The sequence below is a fragment of the Agrobacterium sp. Ap1 genome (assembly GCF_017313375.1).
GTDB classification, from domain to species: domain Bacteria; phylum Pseudomonadota; class Alphaproteobacteria; order Rhizobiales; family Rhizobiaceae; genus Neorhizobium; species Neorhizobium cellulosilyticum.
In genome coordinates, this window is the sequence record NZ_JAFLMY010000001.1 from 534,800 (window position 1) to 551,147 (window position 16,348).

Sequence of the window (16,348 nt, forward strand, 5' to 3'; positions counted from 1 at the left end):
AAAACGCAAAAGTCATATTAAAACGGCTCTAACGTTGTCGGACATCTGACAACGTCGGGAAAGGTGGAGGCCTTTTCCTGAACATGGGAGGATTTTCTTGGCATATCTGCATGCCCTGTCGTCGGATATCGTCTTGCCGGTGGATGCGCGACATGCGCTTCTGGTTGGACGTGTATGGTCGAGCGCAGCAGCCGGCCCTAGCCCGGTACTTTTCTCGAACGGACATCTTCTAGACCTCTCTTCACTGGCGCCGACCCTGTCCGCGCTGCTGGAGATTGAGGATCTTGTTGCGAGGCTGTCCGCAACCTCATCATTCACCGATCTTGGAAGCCTCGATGACTTCCTGAACGGCAAGGCAGGAACGCTTCTTGCGCCGGCCGACCTTCAGGCGATCAAGGCCGCCGGCGTCACCTTCGCAGACAGCATGCTGGAGCGGGTGATAGAGGAACAGGCCAAAGGCGATCCTCTGCGCGCCCAAGAAATTCGCGGCCGCCTGGCCCCGGTTCTCGGCGATAACCTCAAGGGCCTCGTTGCGGGATCGGAAAAGGCTGCCGAAGTCAAGAAACTGCTGCAGGATATGGGCCTCTGGTCGCAATATCTCGAAGTCGGCATCGGCCCGGACGCGGAAATCTTCACCAAGGCCCAGCCCATGTCATCCGTCGGCTGTGGCGCCGATGTCGGCATCCATCCGAAATCCGACTGGAACAATCCTGAGCCGGAAGTCGTGCTCGCCATCACTTCCAAGGGTGAGATCATCGGCGCAACGCTCGGCAACGACGTCAACCTGCGTGATTTCGAAGGCCGCTCGGCGCTGCTCCTGAGCAAGGCGAAGGATAACAACGCCTCCTGCTCGATCGGCCCGTTCATCCGCCTGTTCGACGGCAAATTCACCATCGACGACGTCAAGTCGGCTGAGATCAGCCTGTCCGTGAAGGGCGAAGACGGTTTCGAGATGACCGGTGTCAGCCCGCTGAAGGCGATCAGCCGTACGCCGGAAAATCTGACCTCACAGCTTTTGAACCGCAACCATCAATATCCTGATGGCGCGCTGTTCTTCCTCGGCACCATGTTCGCCCCGGTCAAGGATCGCCGCGGCAAGGGCCTCGGCTTCACCCACGAGATCGGCGACATCGTCGAGATCTCGAGCCCCAAACTCGGGCGGCTGGTCAACCGGGTGGAGCACAGCGACACCTGCCCCGAATGGACATTCGGGATAACCGCGCTGATGAAAAATCTGGCCAAGCGCGGTCTTTTGTAAGGGCATCAGGGAGGAGCAAATGCAAAAGATTATCGACCTATTCTACAAGTTCCTTGAGATCCTGCTGATCCTGCTTCTGGCGGGCATGGCCCTGATGGTGTTCGGCAATGTCGTGCTGCGCTACGGCTTCAATTCGGGCCTCAACGTCTCCGACGAACTGTCGCGTTACTTCTTCGTCTGGCTTACCTTTATCGGCGCCGTCGTCGCATTTCGCGAACACGCCCATCTGGGCGTTGAATCCCTGGTGGCGATGCTTGGCCGCAAGGGCCGCATCGCCTGCATGATCCTCAGCAACCTCGTGATCATCGGCTGTTCCGCCATATTCTTCTGGGGCACCTGGGTCCAGTTGCCGATCAACACCAGCATGGCGGCTCCCGTCACCGGCCTTTCGATGGGCTGGGTCTATGGTGTCGGCTTCTTTACCGGCGCTGGCTGTATCCTGATTTCACTGGACCGCCTTTTCCGCCTCCTGACCGGCCGCGTCACCGAGGAAGAGATCGCCGCCTTTACCGGCGAAAACCTGACGATCGAGCAGATGGCGGAGCGCACCTGATATGACACTATTCGTATTTGTCGGCTCCCTGCTTGGAGCCATGGCGATCGGTGTACCCGTCGCCTTCTCGCTGATGTTCTGCGGCGTCGTGCTCATGTGGCACATGGACATGTTCAACAGCCAGATCATCGCCCAGAACATGATCGCGGGTGCGGACACCTTCACCCTGCTCGCCATTCCCTTCTTCATTCTCGCCGGCGAGCTGATGAACTCCGGCGGCCTGTCGAAGCGCATCATCGATTTCGCCATCGCCTGCGTCGGCCATATCCGCGGCGGCCTCGGCATCGTGGCGATCGTCGCAGCCCTTATCATGGCCTCGATCTCCGGCTCGGCAGCGGCCGATACCGCGGCGCTTGCCGCGATCCTCATCCCGATGATGGCGAAGGCCGGCTACAACATTCCGCGCTCGGGCGGCCTGATCGCCGCCGGCGGCATCATCGCCCCGGTCATCCCGCCATCCATGGCCTTCATCGTCTTCGGCGTCGCCGCAAACGTCTCGATCACCCAGCTCTTCATGGCCGGTATTTTCCCCGGCATCCTGATGGGCCTGTCGCTGGTCATCACCTGGCTCATCGTTGCCCGCAAGGACAACGTGCAGGCGCTGCCCAAGACCACCTACAAGGAACGCCTCAACGCGACGGGGCGCGCACTCTGGGCGCTCGGCATGCCGGTGATCATTCTCGGCGGCATCAAGGCCGGCGTGGTGACCCCGACGGAAGCCGCGGTCGTGGCTGCGGCCTATGCGATGTTTGTCGGCATGGTGATCTACCGCGAACTGAAACCGAGCGACCTGCCCCGCGTCATCCTGCAGGCAGCCAAGACCACCGCGGTCATCATGTTCTTGGTCTGCGCCGCACTCGTATCGGCATGGCTGATTACCGCTGCCAATATTCCGGCCGAAATCGCCGGCTATATCGAGCCGCTGATCGACCGGCCGATGCTGCTGATGTTCGTCATCATGATCCTCGTGCTCGTCGTCGGCACCGCCCTCGACCTGACGCCGACCATCCTGATCCTGACCCCTGTCCTGATGCCGATCATCAAGCAGGCGGGCATCGATCCGGTCTATTTCGGCGTGCTATTCATCATCAACAACTCGATCGGCCTGATTACGCCGCCAGTCGGGATTGTTCTCAACGTTGTCAGCGGTGTCGGGAGGATACCGCTTGGCAAGGTGACGGCCGGGGTTTGGCCGTTCCTGCTGGCACAGACGATCGTGCTCTTCCTGCTCGTGCTGTTTCCCGATCTCGTGATGGTACCTGCACGATGGTTGCATTGACGGCCTGACAAACAACCTTTTCTATTCAAAGTTCAACTGGGAGGACTAACCATGAAGAAACTTCTTTTCGCAACAACCGCACTGGCGATGGCGATTACGGGTTCGGCTCCGGCATTTGCCGAGTTCAACAGCCGCAACATCCGCGTCTCGAACGGCATCAATGCCGATCACCCGGTCGGCAACGGTATCAAGGCCATGCAGGAATGCCTTGACCAGAAGTCGGGCGGCAAGCTGAAGCTCACCGCGTTTTGGGGCGGCGCGCTTGGCGGTGACCTTCAGGCAACTCAGGCGCTGCGTTCAGGCGTCCAGGAAGCCGTCGTCACCTCGTCCTCGCCGCTCGTCGGCATCATCCCGGCGCTCGGCGTGTTCGACCTGCCGTTCCTGTTTGCGAGCCCTGCAGAAGCCTACAAGGTTCTCGATGGCAAGTTCGGCGACTCGATGAACCAGAAGCTCGACGCAGCTGGCCTCGTCAACCTCGCCTACTGGGAAAACGGTTTCCGCAACCTGTCCAACTCCCAGCATCCGGTAACCAAGTGGGAAGACTTCTCGGGCCTCAAGGTCCGCGTCATGCAGAACAACATCTTCCTCGACACGTTCCAGAACCTCGGCGCCAACGCCACTCCGATGGCCTTCGGTGAAGTCTATTCGGCGCTGGAAACCAAGGCGATCGACGCGCAAGAAAACCCCTATGTGACGATCGACACATCGAAGTTCTTCGAAGTGCAGAAATACATCACCGAGACGAACCACGCCTACACGCCGTTCCTCTTCCTCTTCTCCAAGGCGATTTTCAACACCTACACGCCGGAAGAACAGGCAGCGCTGCGCGAATGTGCGGTCGTCGGCCGTGATGTCGAGCGGCAGGTCATCGCCGACCTGAACAAGAAGTCGCTGGAAAAGATCAAGGCGGCAGGTCTCGAAGTGAACCAGCTTTCGCCGGAAGAGCAGACCCGCATCCGCGAAAAGTCCATGATCGTTTATGAAAAGCACAAGGCCCAGATCGGCGCCGACGTTGTCGACGGCATTCTCGCCGAGCTGAAAACCATCCGCGGCAACTGATCCGGATACACTCCCCGGAAAAGCTGTCGTGAGTGAAGCCCGCACCCCGCCGGTGCGGGCTTCTTTTTATTCGGGCACAGCCGGAAGCACGCTGTCCCGCTTCTTCAGCATCTGTTCGCGGATGAAGATGAACAGGCCGGAAGCGACGATGAGGGCTGCACCGACAAGCATGGTCAACCGCGGCACGTCGCCGAAGAACAGAAAGCCGAAGATCACCGCCCAGAGCAAAAGCGTATATTGAAGTGGCGCGACCGTTGCCGCATCCGAGATTTTCAGCGCCCGATTGACCAGCATATGCGCCGCCATCGCTACGATGCCGAGCAGGCCTAAAAGGCCGAGATCGAAACCGGACTGGATCGGCGACCAGTCGAAGAGGGCAAACGCCAGCCCTGCGAGCCCCGCCCCCATCACTTGAAAGAAGACCAGCGTTGTGTCCGGCGTTCCGCGCAGAAAGCGTCCGGAAATCATCATGAAGGCGAAGGCGGCACTGCCGATGATCGAGATTACCGCAGGCGCGGTGAACATCGCAGCAGACGGTTCCAGCGTGATGATGACCCCGACAAAACCGATGGCGATCGCCGTCCAGCGCCGCCATCCGACATGATCGCCCAGAAGAAGCGGCGAAAGCGCCGCGACATAGATCGGCGCTGCCAGCCAATAGGTCATCACGTCGGCAAGCGGCAGGTACATCACGGCGTAATAGAAGCAGAACACTTCCGCCGTCGAGCAGACCACGCGGGCAAGCTGCATCCATGGTCGCTCGGCTTTGGTAAGTGCCGGCAACCCGGCCATCCAGACCATCGGCACAAGGATGACGAGGGCGGCAAGACTTCGAAGAAGCACGACCTGCCCGAGCCCGTAGCTGGCGACCAGCCATTTGCCCATTGTGTCATTCAGCGCGAACATCAGCATGCCAAGCAACATGATCGCGGGACCGGCCACAGATGCGCCGCGCAAGGCTGCCGTCGAGGAGATTTGCATGGCTGGTCTCCTCAGATGGACGAAGCGTCGGAGAACCGACGGCTAACGGTGAAGGCCTTGTCGAGTTCCGGGTTGAGCTCCATGCCAAGACCCGGACCGGGCGGCACAGTGATCATGCCGTTATTCACCTCAGGCAACGCCGTCACCAGATCGCGATACCAAGTATTGTAGAAGGCGCGCACGCTTTCCTGCACCAGTGCATTCGGCGCGTTGAGCGACAGATGCGTCGAGGCGCAGAGCACGACTGGGCCGGTGCAATCATGCGGGGCGACCGGCAGATGCCAGGCTTCCGCCATCGAGGCGATCTTGCGCGATTCCGAAAGCCCGCCACACCAGGAAATATCGAGCATGACGATGCCGGCAGCCCCGGTTTCCAGATAATCGCGAAAGCCCCAGCGCGTGGCGAGCGTCTCGGACGCCGAGATCGGCGCGGGCGAGACTTCAGCATAGCGTTTCAGGCTGGACAGGCTGTCCATCTTGATCGGGTCTTCGTGCCAGAACGTGTTGTAGGGCTTCAAAGCCTTGGCGATCTGCATCGCCGGCAACAGCTGCCACATCGAATGGAACTCGACCATGATATCGATTTTGTCGCCAACGGCCTTGCGGATCTTCTCGAAGGGTTCGAGCGCCGCCTTCAGATCGGCAGACGAGATATACTGACCCTTGGTCTTTTCCGCCGCTTGGTCGAATGGCCAGATCTTCATCGCCGTGATGCCTTCGGAAAGCAGCGATTCCGCCAGTTCGTCGGCGCGGTGCAGGAAGCCGTTCAGGTCGTCATAGTCCTTGCCGGTCGAAAGCCCGTAATTGGCCGTCGTCTGCCCCGTCGCCTTCTTGATATATTCGGTGCCCGCGCAGGTATTGTAGGTGCGGATTTCCTTGCGCGAAAAACCGCCGAGCAGCTGCGCGATCGGCTGGCCGGTCACTTTGCCGAAAATGTCCCACAGCGCGATGTCGAAGGCGGAATTGCCGCGCACTTCGGCACCCGACGAACGGAAGCCGACATAACCGACCAGTTCCTGCGCCAGAAGATCGATCGCCAGCGGATCGCGGCCGATGACACGCGGGGCGACATATTCGTGGATATAGCTCTCCACCGTTTCGGCCCCGAAAAAGGTCTCCCCCAATCCGGTAATGCCCTCATCGGTGTGAACCAGAACCCAGAGCAGGTTGCTCCGCTCGGCGACACGCACCGTCTCCAGCTTGGTGATCTTCATGTTTCCTCCCAGAATTTCCCAAGAGCCTGTAATCTTAAGGGAATTGCGCCGGGATCGAAAGCCGTTTGTAGCCTCTAAAGTACGCTACGCTAATAAAATTACCGCGTATTTCACGCCTCCGCTGCTCCGCTTTCAAACGCCACTACCGCTTTCGTAAAATTACCGCGCAAATCCTTTGACATGAGGCGAGAAGGGCTCTTTCATGGGCAACAACAAACGTCGCCATGCTCCGAGGAAAGGGCTGGACGACACATAAAGCAAGAAAGAGGAACATCATGAACGTCGCTTCCCGTCCGAACGACATCCAGGCCGTCATCGAGGCCGATCGCGCCCATGTCTGGCATCATCTCTCGCAGCACAAGCAATATGAGAGCGTCGATCCGAAAATCTATGTCGAGGGCAAGGGTACGCGCGTGTGGGATGCGACCGGCAAGGAATATCTCGATGCCGTGGCCGGTGCGGTGTGGACCGTCAATGTCGGTTACGGCCGCACGACGATTGCAGACGCGGTGCGCGACCAGCTGGTAAAACTCAACTATTTCGCCGGAGCCGCCGGCAACGTCCCGGCAGCGCTGTTTGCCGAAAAACTGATCGAAAAGATGCCGGGCATGACCCGCGTCTATTATTCGAATTCCGGTTCGGAAGCGAACGAGAAGGTGTTCAAGATGGTGCGCCAGATCGCGCATCGCAAACACAATGGCGGCAAGTACAAGATCCTCTACCGCGACCGCGATTATCACGGCACGACGCTCGGCACGCTGGCCGCCGCCGGCCAGAAGGAGCGCCGCGAGCAATACGGCCCGATGCCGGAAGGTTTTGTCGAGGTGCCACACTGCCTCGAATATCGCAGCCAGTGGGGTGACGTGGACGATTACGGCATCCGCGCCGCCAACGCGATCGAGGAAGTCATCCTGCGCGAAGGCCCGGAAACCGTTGGTCTTCTGTGCCTAGAACCGGTCACTGCCGGCGGCGGCGTCATCACCCCGCCGAAGGGCTATTGGGAACGCGTGCAGGAAATCTGCCGCAAATACGATGTCCTGCTGCATATCGACGAAGTCGTCTGCGGCATGGGCCGCACCGGAAAATGGTTCGGTTACCAGCACTACGGTATCGAGCCCGATTTCGTCACCATGGCGAAGGGCGTCGCCTCGGGTTACGCAGCGATCTCCTGCACGGTGACGACCGAAAAGGTCTTCGAGATGTTCAAGGACGATCCGACCGACCCGATGTCCTATTTCCGCGACATCTCCACCTTCGGCGGCTGCACGTCCGGACCGGCCGCAGCGCTTGAAAACATGCGCATTATCGAGGACGAAGGCCTGCTCGAAAACACGCTGAAAATGGGGGAGCGGCTGATGAACAACCTGCGCGAATTGCAGAGCCGCCATCAGGTGATCGGCGATGTCCGTGGCCTCGGCCTGTTCTGCGGCGCGGAGCTTGTGATGGATCGCGCAACCAAGGAACCGGCACCGGAAAAGATGGTCCAGGCCGTCACGGCCGACTGCCTGGCGCAGGGCGTCATAATCGGCGCCACCAACCGCTCGGTCCCCGGCCTCAACAACACGCTGTGCATGAGCCCGCCGCTGATCATTAATGCCAGCGAAATCGACCAGATCACCGGTGCCATCGACAAGGCCCTGACCAAGGTATTCGGCTGACTGCCACGAAAAGCGGGCCGGAGTTTCGAGACGCGGCCCGCATCATTTCGCACGATATGAGCGGCAATGCCGCGTGGGAACCTGGATGACCAATTCCGAATTCCGCCCGATCTCGGGTGTTGATCTGCCACGCTTCGCAGGTATCGCAACCTTCATGCGCCTGCCGCATATTGCATTGGACGACGAACGTTTGAGCCAGGTCGATATCGGCCTGATCGGGGTGCCATGGGATGGCGGCACGACCAACCGCCCCGGACCCCGCCATGCACCGCGCCAGTTGCGCGATCTCTCCAGCATGGTCCGGCACGAGAATGGTGCAACGCGGATCAGGCCTTATGATCTCGCAAACTGCGCCGATCTGGGCGATGTCGGACCGAACCCGGCCGATGTCGAGGATTCGATGAAGCGCATCACCGCCTTCTACGATCGGGTGAAAGCAGCCGGCATCATGCCGTTGACCGCCGGCGGCGATCATCTTTCGTCATTGCCTATCCTGCGCTCGCTTGGTCGCGACAGGCCGCTCGGCATGATCCATTTCGACAGCCACACCGATCTCTTCCATTCCTATTTCGGCGGCTTCAAATATACCCACGGCACGCCCTTCCGCCGGGCCGTCGAGGAAGAATTGCTCGACCCGAAACGCGTCTGCATGATCGGCATCCGCGGCCCGGCCTATGATTTCGAGGACCGTGACTTCGCCGATGCGGTCGGCATCCGCGTCATCCCGATCGAGGAATTTCATGCCCGCGGTGTCGAGGACGTCATGGTTGAGGCCAAGGAAATTGCCGGTTCGGGCGAAACCTATGTCAGCTACGATATCGATTTCATCGATCCGGCCTTTGCACCCGGAACCGGCACACCGGAGATCGGCGGCCCGAACAGTTTTCAGGCACTTCAGGTCGTGCGGGCCTTGCGCGGGCTCAATATCGTCGGCGCCGACATGGTGGAGGTCTCGCCGCCATTCGACACGAGCGGCGCTACCGCCTTCCTCGGCATAACCGTGATGTTCGAATTGCTCTGCGTCATGGCCGAAATCATTGGCAAGCGTCGCGGCACCAACTAGCGCCGATCACACCGCATTCGCCATGGCGGCATCGTTGAGAAGCCCGCTGATAGCGGAGATCAACTGTGCCGGCACGAAGGGTTTCTGGATCAGCACGCTGTTTGGCACGCCATGCGACGTCCATTCAGCCGCGCTATCAGCCGTCACATAGACGACGGGAATGTTCGACTGACACTGCCGCGCATGGCGGCCGACCTGCCAGCCGTTCGCACCTTTGCCGAGGCGGATATCGGTGATAACGCCGGAAAACTGGGCGGCATCCGCATCGAGCGCGGCAATTGCCTCTTCTGCGGAAGCGAAGGACGCAACCTCGAAGCCGTTTTCGATCAACAACTCCTCGGCATCGAGCCGCAGAAGATGGTCGTCTTCGACCAAAAGCAATTGAATTGATGCGTCATCCGCCATGGTCCGTCCTATCGGATGCGGCGGTAAGACAAGAAGCCCGCATCCCAGTTTCAGGCTCCGACTTCACCGTCGTCACCATCCCGTCCGGCCGCCTAACGCGATCAAGGGCAAGTAGTTCCCCATTCTGATACAATCTTCGAAAATGCTAAGCCACCGTGATATCCTTGCATCATCGGTCGCTTCAGATCGAGACGCTGCAGGCCTGAGGGGGCCGCCTGCAGCGCCTCGACACGGCACGCATGCCGTCGCCTATTGCAGCGCGACGGCACAGTCCGGACGGGAGAAAAAACGACGCCAGGCGCTGGGCGTGGTGCCGGTGACGCGCCGGAACACGCGGGATAGATGAGACTGGTCGGCCAGTCCGCAATCGAGCGCGATCTCGCAGAGCGGCGCATTGGTGGTCAACATACGCTGCTTGGCATACTCCACCCGGCATGACACGACATAGCTGTGCGGAGGAACGCCGAAGGTTGCCTTGAATGCCGCGGAAAAATAACTTGTGCTGAGGCGAACCTGCTGCGCCAGTTCATCGAGCGGAATCCCATGTCCGATACGCGCTTCGATATATAGCTTCACCTTCTTGACCTGCCAGGGAGCAAGGCCACCGGTCGTGCCCTGCTTTTCAGGCCTGACAGATGCAACCGGTTCCACAAGCCGCAATTGGGCAGGCTGGCGTTCGGTGATTTTGGCGTCGATGGAAAAGGGATTTTCTGGATATAGGCCTGTGAGATCGGCATAGATGGTGCTCATATCGAGCGGGTTGATCTGACGGGCGACAACAGCTGCGGTGGCGGACATCTGCGCTCTCCTGTGGGTCTGTTGAATTTTCACCAGTCCATATTGAGATGACCGCCGCCAATCGGATATTCTACAGTCAGTCAGTTTTCGCACACATGGGTTTTAGCCTCATATACTCGGGTATGATTGCCCTTGGCGGAAGCTGCCGCGTAGGGTCGGTTAGAGCTTGAATCACGGCAATTTCAATGAATTGAGGATATGACGGAAAGCCCAATCATTCTGGTTGTCGATGACGAGCCGCTGATCCGGCAGGCACTCGACACTCTGCTTCGCTCCGTCGGTTACCGCGTGCGGACATTTGCGACCGCGCTCGACCTCTATGAGGACGATTGCCTTCCCGAGGCCAGCTGCCTGATCCTCGATATCCGGCTTCCCTTCACCAGCGGACTGGATTTCCAGCAGAAACTCACCGATCGCGGCATCGTCGTTCCGATCATATTCGTTACCGCACATGGCGATATCCCGATGACGGTGCGCGCCATGAAGGCTGGAGCCGCAGACTTTCTTTCCAAGCCGTTCCGGGATCAGGACATTCTCGATTCCGTCGCCTCGGCCGTGCTGAAGCATCAGGAATTCCTGGGCTCCAGCAAAACCGAGGCTGACCTGAAATCCCGCTATACCCAGCTTTCTCCGCGCGAACAGCAGATTATGGCCATGGCAACGGCCGGCCTGATGAATAAGCAGATCGCCGGCGAACTGGGCCTAAGCGAGATCACCGTGAAGATCCATCGCGGCAAGGTAAGTCGCAAGATGAGCGCGAAAACCTTCGCTGATCTTGTGAAGATGGCAGAGCTGCTCGGCCTGTCGCACCGTTAAGCATTTCGCGCAAAAGTGCGAAGCGATTTTGCGTCAAAGAAATGCGATGAAGCAAAGATCAGAGCGTTTAGAACATATCCGAAAGATAGCGACACGCTTTGGAATGAGCCGAATAAACCCCCGTATAATTTAAACCCTTGGCTCAGAGGCGCATATTACAGGGAAAGAGAAAGACCGGGTTTCCCGGAGATTGGTTCATACCCGTTGAAAGCGCCTGTCATCATTGCCATCATCGACGACGAAGAGAACATCCGTCGCGGGATGAGCGGCCTTTTGCGATCACTCGGTTACGAAGCGCGCAGCTTTGAATCCGCAGAAGCGTTCCTCGCCACCACCGCAGCAGCCGACTGTTCCTGCATCGTCTCCGATGTCCACATGGACGGCATGAGCGGCATCGACCTCTTCCAGACGCTTTCAGCGCGCGGAAGCGAGGTTCCGTTCATTTTCGTCACCGCCTTTGCCGAAGAGGTCGGGCGGCTTAGTCTGGGCAAGGACACTTGCGTCCTGCCAAAACCTTTCAAGGTCGATATTCTCATCGACTGCATCGAAAAGGCAACGCAGCCGGCAACCTGAACACTCAAGGAAGCAGCGCATGTGCACGCATCATAACTTCATCAGAAAAGTGACGCCGAAGACCCGCGGTTGCGAGGAATGTCTGGAGCTTGGCATGACCTGGGTTCATCTGAGGTTATGCCGCGAATGCGGCCATGTGGGCTGCTGTGACCAATCGGAAGGCAAGCATGCGACAGCCCATTTCAGGCACACGCGTCACCCGATCATCGAAGGCTACGATCCGCCGGAAGGCTGGGGATGGTGCTATATCGACGAAGAGATCGTCGACCTGCCCGACCAGACACCGCAGGTCGGCCCGATCCCCCGTTACGTGTGAAAGTTCAAGAGAAAGGGCAGCGGTTCAATGAGCCGCTGCGAGGTACAGATGGATCGCGGCGACGACAACCGATCCCTCACCCACGGCTGATGCCACCCGCTTGACGGATCCGGCCCGCACATCGCCTACGGCAAAGATGCCCGGCTTGCTGGCGGCATAGGGATGCCGTGTCATATCGTCGGAGGAAAGGCCGGTACAGACGAAGCCTTGCCGGTCGAGTTCCAGGCATCCGTCGAGCCAGTCGGTATTGGGGTCCGCACCGATCATAACGAACAGGTTGGAGGCATTGCAGCGCAACGTCTCCCCGCTCGTGCGATCGATCCAGGTCACGGTTTCCAGCCCGTGTTCTCCGCCAAGCTCGGTAATCTCGCATCCCTCGCAAAGGGTGATATGCGGCGAGCTCTTGATACGCTGGACAAGATAGTCGGACATGGTCGCGGAAATCTTGCTGCGCACCAGCATATGCACGTGACGCGCGGTCCGGGAAAGAAACACCGCTGCCTGCCCTGCCGAATTGCCGCCACCGACAATGACGACTTCCTGACCGGAGCAGATCTGGCCTTCCATGGCGGTTGCCGCATACTGGATGCCGCGACCTTCAAACCTTGCATAATCGGGAATATCGAGCTTGCGATAACGCGCGCCGGTCGCAACCACGACAGTCTTCGTGCTGACCGAACGGCCATCGCTCAGGCCCACCGCATAAGGCGAGTTTGAGCAATCGAGTGATGCGGCACTTCGTGACACGCAAAGCCGTGCGCCAAATTTCTGTGCCTGGATATGGGCGCGCCCCGCAAGCGCCAGCCCGGAAATACCGGTCGGGAACCCGAGATAATTCTCGATCTTCGACGACGTGCCGGCCTGGCCGCCCGGCGCCATGGTTTCGATGACCAGTGTCTTCAGCCCTTCCGAGGCGGCATAGACCGCCGATGCAAGCCCGGCCGGTCCCGCGCCAAGCACCACGACGTCATAAAGCGCATCGTCTTCCGGCGGTTCGAAAAGCCCCAGTTCGTCGGCCAGTATCTCATTCGTCGGTTGTTTGAGAACGCCATGATCCGGCGTAATCAGGGCCGGAAGATCATCCGCACCGATCCCGAACCTCTGCATCACAGCAGGCGCATCCACATCACTCACGCCCATGATCGTGACGGGATAGAGATTGCGGATGAGAAATCGCTGGATGCCCAACAGATCGCCGCTTTCCCTATGGCCGATGAGAATGCCGCCACCGGTCGCGTGGCGCACGAAGCCGGCGCGGCGAAGGATGTAGGATCGGATGATCGTCTCGCCGATATCCGGCTCTCCGGTGATCAGCGCACGGAACTTCTCGTGGCAGACCCGGATAACCCGCGATCCGGCAAGGCAGAGGCCGGACAGCAGAATGCTGCGATGGGTGAACATGTTCTGCTCACCGCTGAACTGGCCTCGTTTGTAGCTGTAGAGATGATGCCGGCCCTGGATCGGATCATCAGCGAACATCTGCAATTCACCATCCAGAACCAGAAGGAAATCGATCGAATGATCGCCTCGGCGGAAAACATATGTATCTTCCGCGACAAGCTCCTCCGTCCCGTAAGGCCGGATGCGTTCGATCATCTCGTCTGTCAGTGCGGGAAAGGTCTGGGCCGGGCGTATCCACGGATCGGTGGGATCGACAGGAAGATCAGGCATGCAAAGCTCCCGTCACGACATCACCGATAATCGCGGATTTTATCAACGAAAAGCCGGCATCCGCAATACGGATGCCGGCGAAGCACATATTACTTGTTGGTGTCGCGCAGGATCTCGAACAGGAACCAGGCACGCTTTTCAGACTCGTCGATCCAGTTTTCGAGCAGGCTGGCTGTGCCGACATCGTTATGCTCGTCGCAGACATCATGCAGTTCGCGCATGCTGGCGATGAGGGAAGCATTGTCTTCACGCAATTCCGCCAGCATTTCATGCGGATGGACGAAATCGGCGTCGTTGTCCTCGATCCGCTGCTTGCGCGAAATATCCCCGATCGAGCGCAGCGTGTTGCCGCCGATCTTGCGGACGCGTTCGGCCAGCGGGTCGGTCATCGCCAGCAGCTCGTCGCCGTGATCGTCCAGCATCAGATGGAAATCGCGGAAATGCACACCGGACATATGCCAGTGGAAATTCTTGGTCTTGAGATAAAGCGCAAAGACATCGGCGAGCAGCGCATTGGCGCCGCCGGAAATGTCCTTGGTTGCCTCAGCGCCAAGACCTGTCGGGGTCTTGAGATCTGCCGAGCGGCGAGATTTGGCGGTCTGTTCCATGATCATATCCTTCATTGAGATTTGAATTACGCGGTTCTGAACGACGCCGGCGGATCGCTTGCGGGAAACGTCTCGCGCAACGCCTCGTCGACATCCTCATCGGTCTCGACATGGGCCGCGGGCGCTCTCGCAACGACGAGATCGAGAGGTTCGGGCAGGCTTTCGAGACCGTCACGCAGAACGTCTTCCGCGTCTTGACGCTTGTTCGTCATGTCATGCCTCCAATTTTGCTGCGAACACCCACGCCGCCACTCTGACAAATGAGGTTACGATGTTTGTGTTCCACGGGTGAGACAATATCGCCCTGCCCTGCGTGCGACTTGGACAAATCCATTTGCGCGAGCAGTGCAGCCTGCATTTCGACAGCAACCCAAACGAGCCGGTTGCGTAATTTTGGACAATTCAGGATTATTTCAGAGAAGCATATCACGCAATTCTCCGATAGTCTGTCGCAAGAATGGGGCAACAGCGATCAGGCACGAATTGTCGATCAAGGGGACTGGTCTTGCAGGGCGACATGACGAATTGGATGCGGCGATCCGGGAACCGGCCGGGTGTGGCAGCCAGCAACAGATATCGCGTAGCTTTCGGTATTGCTTCCGGGCTCGCCATCTTCGCCATAGACACGTTTACGACGCTGGCAAGCGCCGTTGCCGTGCTCTACGTGCTGGTGATCGTGCTGGCGGGTGACCTTGGCAGCAAAAAAGCTATTCGCAGGACTTCCGCAATCTGCGCAATTCTCACCCTCATCAGCTTCGCAACTTCACATGCGCATAATCTCGAATCCCAGGCGACATTGCGGCTTCTCTTCAGCCTCGCCGCGAACATCGTGACGACGCTTCTCCTTTTGCGCCGCGTTGGAGACGAGGCAGCCCTTAAGGAGAGCGAGCACCGCTACCGGACGATTTTCGAGACGCTGGCCATTGCAATCTGGGAGAACGATTTCCGCTTCGTGAAGGCCGAACTCGACAAGCTGCGCCAACGTGGCATCGTCGATATACGCCCGTATCTTGCAGACAATCACGATTTTGTCGTCAGAATGCGCAAGGCCGTTCGGATCACCGACGTCAACCAGACCGCGCTGAAGCTGATGGGCGTTCCCTCCAAGGATGAGTTCTTCCGCACGCTCGACGATTTTCTTCCTGACAACGATGGCGGTTTCGCCCATTTCCTCGCCGGCATTTTCGAAGGCCAGACCGAATTTCAGTCGGAAACCACCGTGCGCAGCCAGGATGGCAGACTGATCCCTATCCTGGTCGCCCTCAGCTTTCCGAAGGACGGTTCCGGTCTCGACCGCATACAGGCCAGCATCGTCGACATGACCGAGCGGCACCAGTTCCAGGAAGCGCTGGAAACGTCGCGGCAGGAACTGGAACAGGCGTCTCGCGCCGCGATGATCGGCGAAATCTCGGCCTCGATTGCCCATGAAGTCAACCAGCCGCTTTCGGCGATCATGACCTTCGTGCAGGCCGGCACACGCTGGCTGAATCGGCAACCACCGGATATCGATGAGGCGAAGCTCGCCCTGCAGGATGCCGTTGCAGCGACTGAACATGCTGCCCAGGTCGTCAAGCGCGTACGGATGCTGCTCGGCAAGTCAAAATCGGAAAATGCGGAAGTCACGGTCGATGCCGCAATCGCCGATGCGGTGCAGCTGAAGCAGAAGGAACTTGTAGCCGACGGCGTGCAGGTAAACCTGTCGCTGATGGCTCAAGGTGGAACGGTTCGTGGGGATCGGGTTCTGCTGCAGCAGGTTTTCCTCAACATCATATCCAACGCCATACATGCAATGGAGACGGCGGACACGCGTACGCTGACGATCCAGAGCAGCCTCACGGATGAAGGCATCGCAATCCGCTTTACCGATAGCGGCGCAGGCCTGGGTTCGATGGCGCCGGAAACCTTGTTCAAGCCGTTCAACACCACCAAGCCGAACGGCATGGGCCTCGGTCTTGCCATGTGCCGCTCGATCATGATGGCGCATAGCGGCACGATCTCGATCCGCGACCGGACAGACGGACAGGGCGCGATCGTCGAGGTCAGACTGCCACTCGCCACGGATGAGGAAGAAGCGGTGCCGCTGACCGCCTGACAAA

The 16,348-nt window shown here is 59.1% G+C and carries 17 protein-coding genes; 10 read left to right on the forward strand and 7 right to left on the reverse strand.

Annotated features, from left to right (window positions below):
- Window positions 1–97: 97 nt before the first annotated feature.
- From JZX87_RS02560 to JZX87_RS02575, 4 genes are read left to right on the forward strand one after another with little or no spacing between them, the layout of a single operon-like run.
- A complete protein-coding gene (locus tag JZX87_RS02560) occupies window positions 98–1,258 on the forward strand; it encodes a fumarylacetoacetate hydrolase family protein (protein WP_183820882.1) in 1,161 nt (386 codons plus the stop codon).
- A gap of 19 nt (window positions 1,259–1,277) precedes the next feature.
- Window positions 1,278–1,811: a TRAP transporter small permease gene (locus tag JZX87_RS02565; protein WP_183820881.1), complete on the forward strand. Its 534-nt coding sequence runs from the start codon at window positions 1,278–1,280 to the stop codon at window positions 1,809–1,811.
- 1 nt (window position 1,812) lies between these two features.
- Complete coding sequence (locus JZX87_RS02570) at window positions 1,813–3,090, forward strand: TRAP transporter large permease (protein ID WP_148143037.1); 1,278 nt, start codon at window positions 1,813–1,815, stop codon at window positions 3,088–3,090.
- Window positions 3,091–3,141: 51 nt separating this feature from the next.
- Window positions 3,142–4,149, forward strand: a complete 1,008-nt coding sequence (locus tag JZX87_RS02575; protein ID WP_148143036.1) for a TRAP transporter substrate-binding protein — start codon at window positions 3,142–3,144, stop codon at window positions 4,147–4,149.
- Window positions 4,150–4,215: 66 nt separating this feature from the next.
- Here JZX87_RS02575 and JZX87_RS02580 read toward each other — a convergent pair whose 3' ends face one another.
- A complete protein-coding gene (locus JZX87_RS02580; protein ID WP_286194050.1) occupies window positions 4,216–5,130 on the reverse strand; it encodes a DMT family transporter in 915 nt (304 codons plus the stop codon).
- Window positions 5,131–5,141: 11 nt separating this feature from the next.
- Complete coding sequence (locus tag JZX87_RS02585) at window positions 5,142–6,344, reverse strand: mandelate racemase/muconate lactonizing enzyme family protein (RefSeq protein ID WP_206823610.1); 1,203 nt, start codon at window positions 6,342–6,344, stop codon at window positions 5,142–5,144.
- A gap of 275 nt (window positions 6,345–6,619) precedes the next feature.
- Here JZX87_RS02585 and JZX87_RS02590 point away from each other — a divergent pair, with 275 nt between their 5' ends.
- Window positions 6,620–8,002: an aminotransferase family protein gene (locus JZX87_RS02590; protein WP_206823617.1), complete on the forward strand. Its 1,383-nt coding sequence runs from the start codon at window positions 6,620–6,622 to the stop codon at window positions 8,000–8,002.
- Between the two features lie 85 nt (window positions 8,003–8,087).
- Window positions 8,088–9,065 carry an agmatinase gene (locus JZX87_RS02595; RefSeq protein ID WP_206823619.1) on the forward strand — a complete coding sequence of 326 codons (978 nt, stop codon included), beginning with the start codon at window positions 8,088–8,090 and terminating at the stop codon, window positions 9,063–9,065.
- 6 nt (window positions 9,066–9,071) lie between these two features.
- Here JZX87_RS02595 and JZX87_RS02600 read toward each other — a convergent pair whose 3' ends face one another.
- Both JZX87_RS02600 and JZX87_RS02605 read right to left on the reverse strand, forming a co-directional pair.
- Window positions 9,072–9,470: a response regulator gene (locus JZX87_RS02600; protein WP_148143032.1), complete on the reverse strand. Its 399-nt coding sequence runs from the start codon at window positions 9,468–9,470 to the stop codon at window positions 9,072–9,074.
- Between the two features lie 249 nt (window positions 9,471–9,719).
- Complete coding sequence (locus JZX87_RS02605; protein ID WP_206823621.1) at window positions 9,720–10,268, reverse strand: helix-turn-helix domain-containing protein; 549 nt, start codon at window positions 10,266–10,268, stop codon at window positions 9,720–9,722.
- A 198-nt stretch (window positions 10,269–10,466) separates the two neighbouring features.
- On the opposite strand from JZX87_RS02605, the gene JZX87_RS02610 reads away from it, so the two are divergent.
- From JZX87_RS02610 to JZX87_RS02620, 3 genes are all read left to right on the forward strand, one after another.
- Entirely contained in the window at window positions 10,467–11,084 is a 618-nt protein-coding gene (locus tag JZX87_RS02610) for a response regulator transcription factor (RefSeq protein WP_148143030.1), read from the forward strand.
- A gap of 204 nt (window positions 11,085–11,288) precedes the next feature.
- Window positions 11,289–11,657: a response regulator transcription factor gene (locus tag JZX87_RS02615; RefSeq protein WP_206823623.1), complete on the forward strand. Its 369-nt coding sequence runs from the start codon at window positions 11,289–11,291 to the stop codon at window positions 11,655–11,657.
- A gap of 19 nt (window positions 11,658–11,676) precedes the next feature.
- Entirely contained in the window at window positions 11,677–11,973 is a 297-nt protein-coding gene (locus JZX87_RS02620; RefSeq protein ID WP_183991038.1) for a UBP-type zinc finger domain-containing protein, read from the forward strand.
- Window positions 11,974–11,997: 24 nt separating this feature from the next.
- On the opposite strand, the gene JZX87_RS02625 is transcribed toward JZX87_RS02620, so the two are convergent.
- From JZX87_RS02625 to JZX87_RS02635, 3 genes are all read right to left on the reverse strand, one after another.
- Window positions 11,998–13,644: an FAD-dependent oxidoreductase gene (locus JZX87_RS02625; RefSeq protein ID WP_206823629.1), complete on the reverse strand. Its 1,647-nt coding sequence runs from the start codon at window positions 13,642–13,644 to the stop codon at window positions 11,998–12,000.
- Window positions 13,645–13,733: 89 nt separating this feature from the next.
- Window positions 13,734–14,252: a Dps family protein gene (locus JZX87_RS02630; protein ID WP_183820872.1), complete on the reverse strand. Its 519-nt coding sequence runs from the start codon at window positions 14,250–14,252 to the stop codon at window positions 13,734–13,736.
- A 26-nt stretch (window positions 14,253–14,278) separates the two neighbouring features.
- On the reverse strand, window positions 14,279–14,464 hold the full coding sequence (locus tag JZX87_RS02635) for a hypothetical protein (RefSeq protein WP_148143025.1): 186 nt from the start codon (window positions 14,462–14,464) through the stop codon (window positions 14,279–14,281).
- 305 nt (window positions 14,465–14,769) lie between these two features.
- Here JZX87_RS02635 and JZX87_RS02640 point away from each other — a divergent pair, with 305 nt between their 5' ends.
- Window positions 14,770–16,344, forward strand: coding sequence for a sensor histidine kinase (locus JZX87_RS02640; RefSeq protein ID WP_206823632.1), 1,575 nt, complete (start codon window positions 14,770–14,772; stop codon window positions 16,342–16,344).
- The last annotated feature ends 4 nt before the right edge of the window (window positions 16,345–16,348 follow it).

Bases quoted from the DNA above. Each gene is read 5' to 3' on its own strand.
- JZX87_RS02565 (WP_183820881.1), top strand. From the start codon at position 1,278: ATGCAAAAGATTATCGACCTATTCTACAAGTTCCTTGAGATCCTGCTG.
- JZX87_RS02570 (WP_148143037.1), top strand. From the start codon at position 1,813: ATGACACTATTCGTATTTGTCGGCTCCCTGCTTGGAGCCATGGCGATC.
- JZX87_RS02575 (WP_148143036.1), top strand. From the start codon at position 3,142: ATGAAGAAACTTCTTTTCGCAACAACCGCACTGGCGATGGCGATTACG.
- JZX87_RS02580 (WP_286194050.1), bottom strand. From the start codon at position 5,130: ATGCAAATCTCCTCGACGGCAGCCTTGCGCGGCGCATCTGTGGCCGGT.
- JZX87_RS02585 (WP_206823610.1), bottom strand. From the start codon at position 6,344: ATGAAGATCACCAAGCTGGAGACGGTGCGTGTCGCCGAGCGGAGCAAC.
- JZX87_RS02590 (WP_206823617.1), top strand. From the start codon at position 6,620: ATGAACGTCGCTTCCCGTCCGAACGACATCCAGGCCGTCATCGAGGCC.
- JZX87_RS02595 (WP_206823619.1), top strand. From the start codon at position 8,088: ATGACCAATTCCGAATTCCGCCCGATCTCGGGTGTTGATCTGCCACGC.
- JZX87_RS02600 (WP_148143032.1), bottom strand. From the start codon at position 9,470: ATGGCGGATGACGCATCAATTCAATTGCTTTTGGTCGAAGACGACCAT.
- JZX87_RS02605 (WP_206823621.1), bottom strand. From the start codon at position 10,268: ATGTCCGCCACCGCAGCTGTTGTCGCCCGTCAGATCAACCCGCTCGAT.
- JZX87_RS02610 (WP_148143030.1), top strand. From the start codon at position 10,467: ATGACGGAAAGCCCAATCATTCTGGTTGTCGATGACGAGCCGCTGATC.
- JZX87_RS02620 (WP_183991038.1), top strand. From the start codon at position 11,677: ATGTGCACGCATCATAACTTCATCAGAAAAGTGACGCCGAAGACCCGC.
- JZX87_RS02625 (WP_206823629.1), bottom strand. From the start codon at position 13,644: ATGCCTGATCTTCCTGTCGATCCCACCGATCCGTGGATACGCCCGGCC.
- JZX87_RS02630 (WP_183820872.1), bottom strand. From the start codon at position 14,252: ATGGAACAGACCGCCAAATCTCGCCGCTCGGCAGATCTCAAGACCCCG.
- JZX87_RS02635 (WP_148143025.1), bottom strand. From the start codon at position 14,464: ATGACGAACAAGCGTCAAGACGCGGAAGACGTTCTGCGTGACGGTCTC.
- JZX87_RS02640 (WP_206823632.1), top strand. From the start codon at position 14,770: ATGACGAATTGGATGCGGCGATCCGGGAACCGGCCGGGTGTGGCAGCC.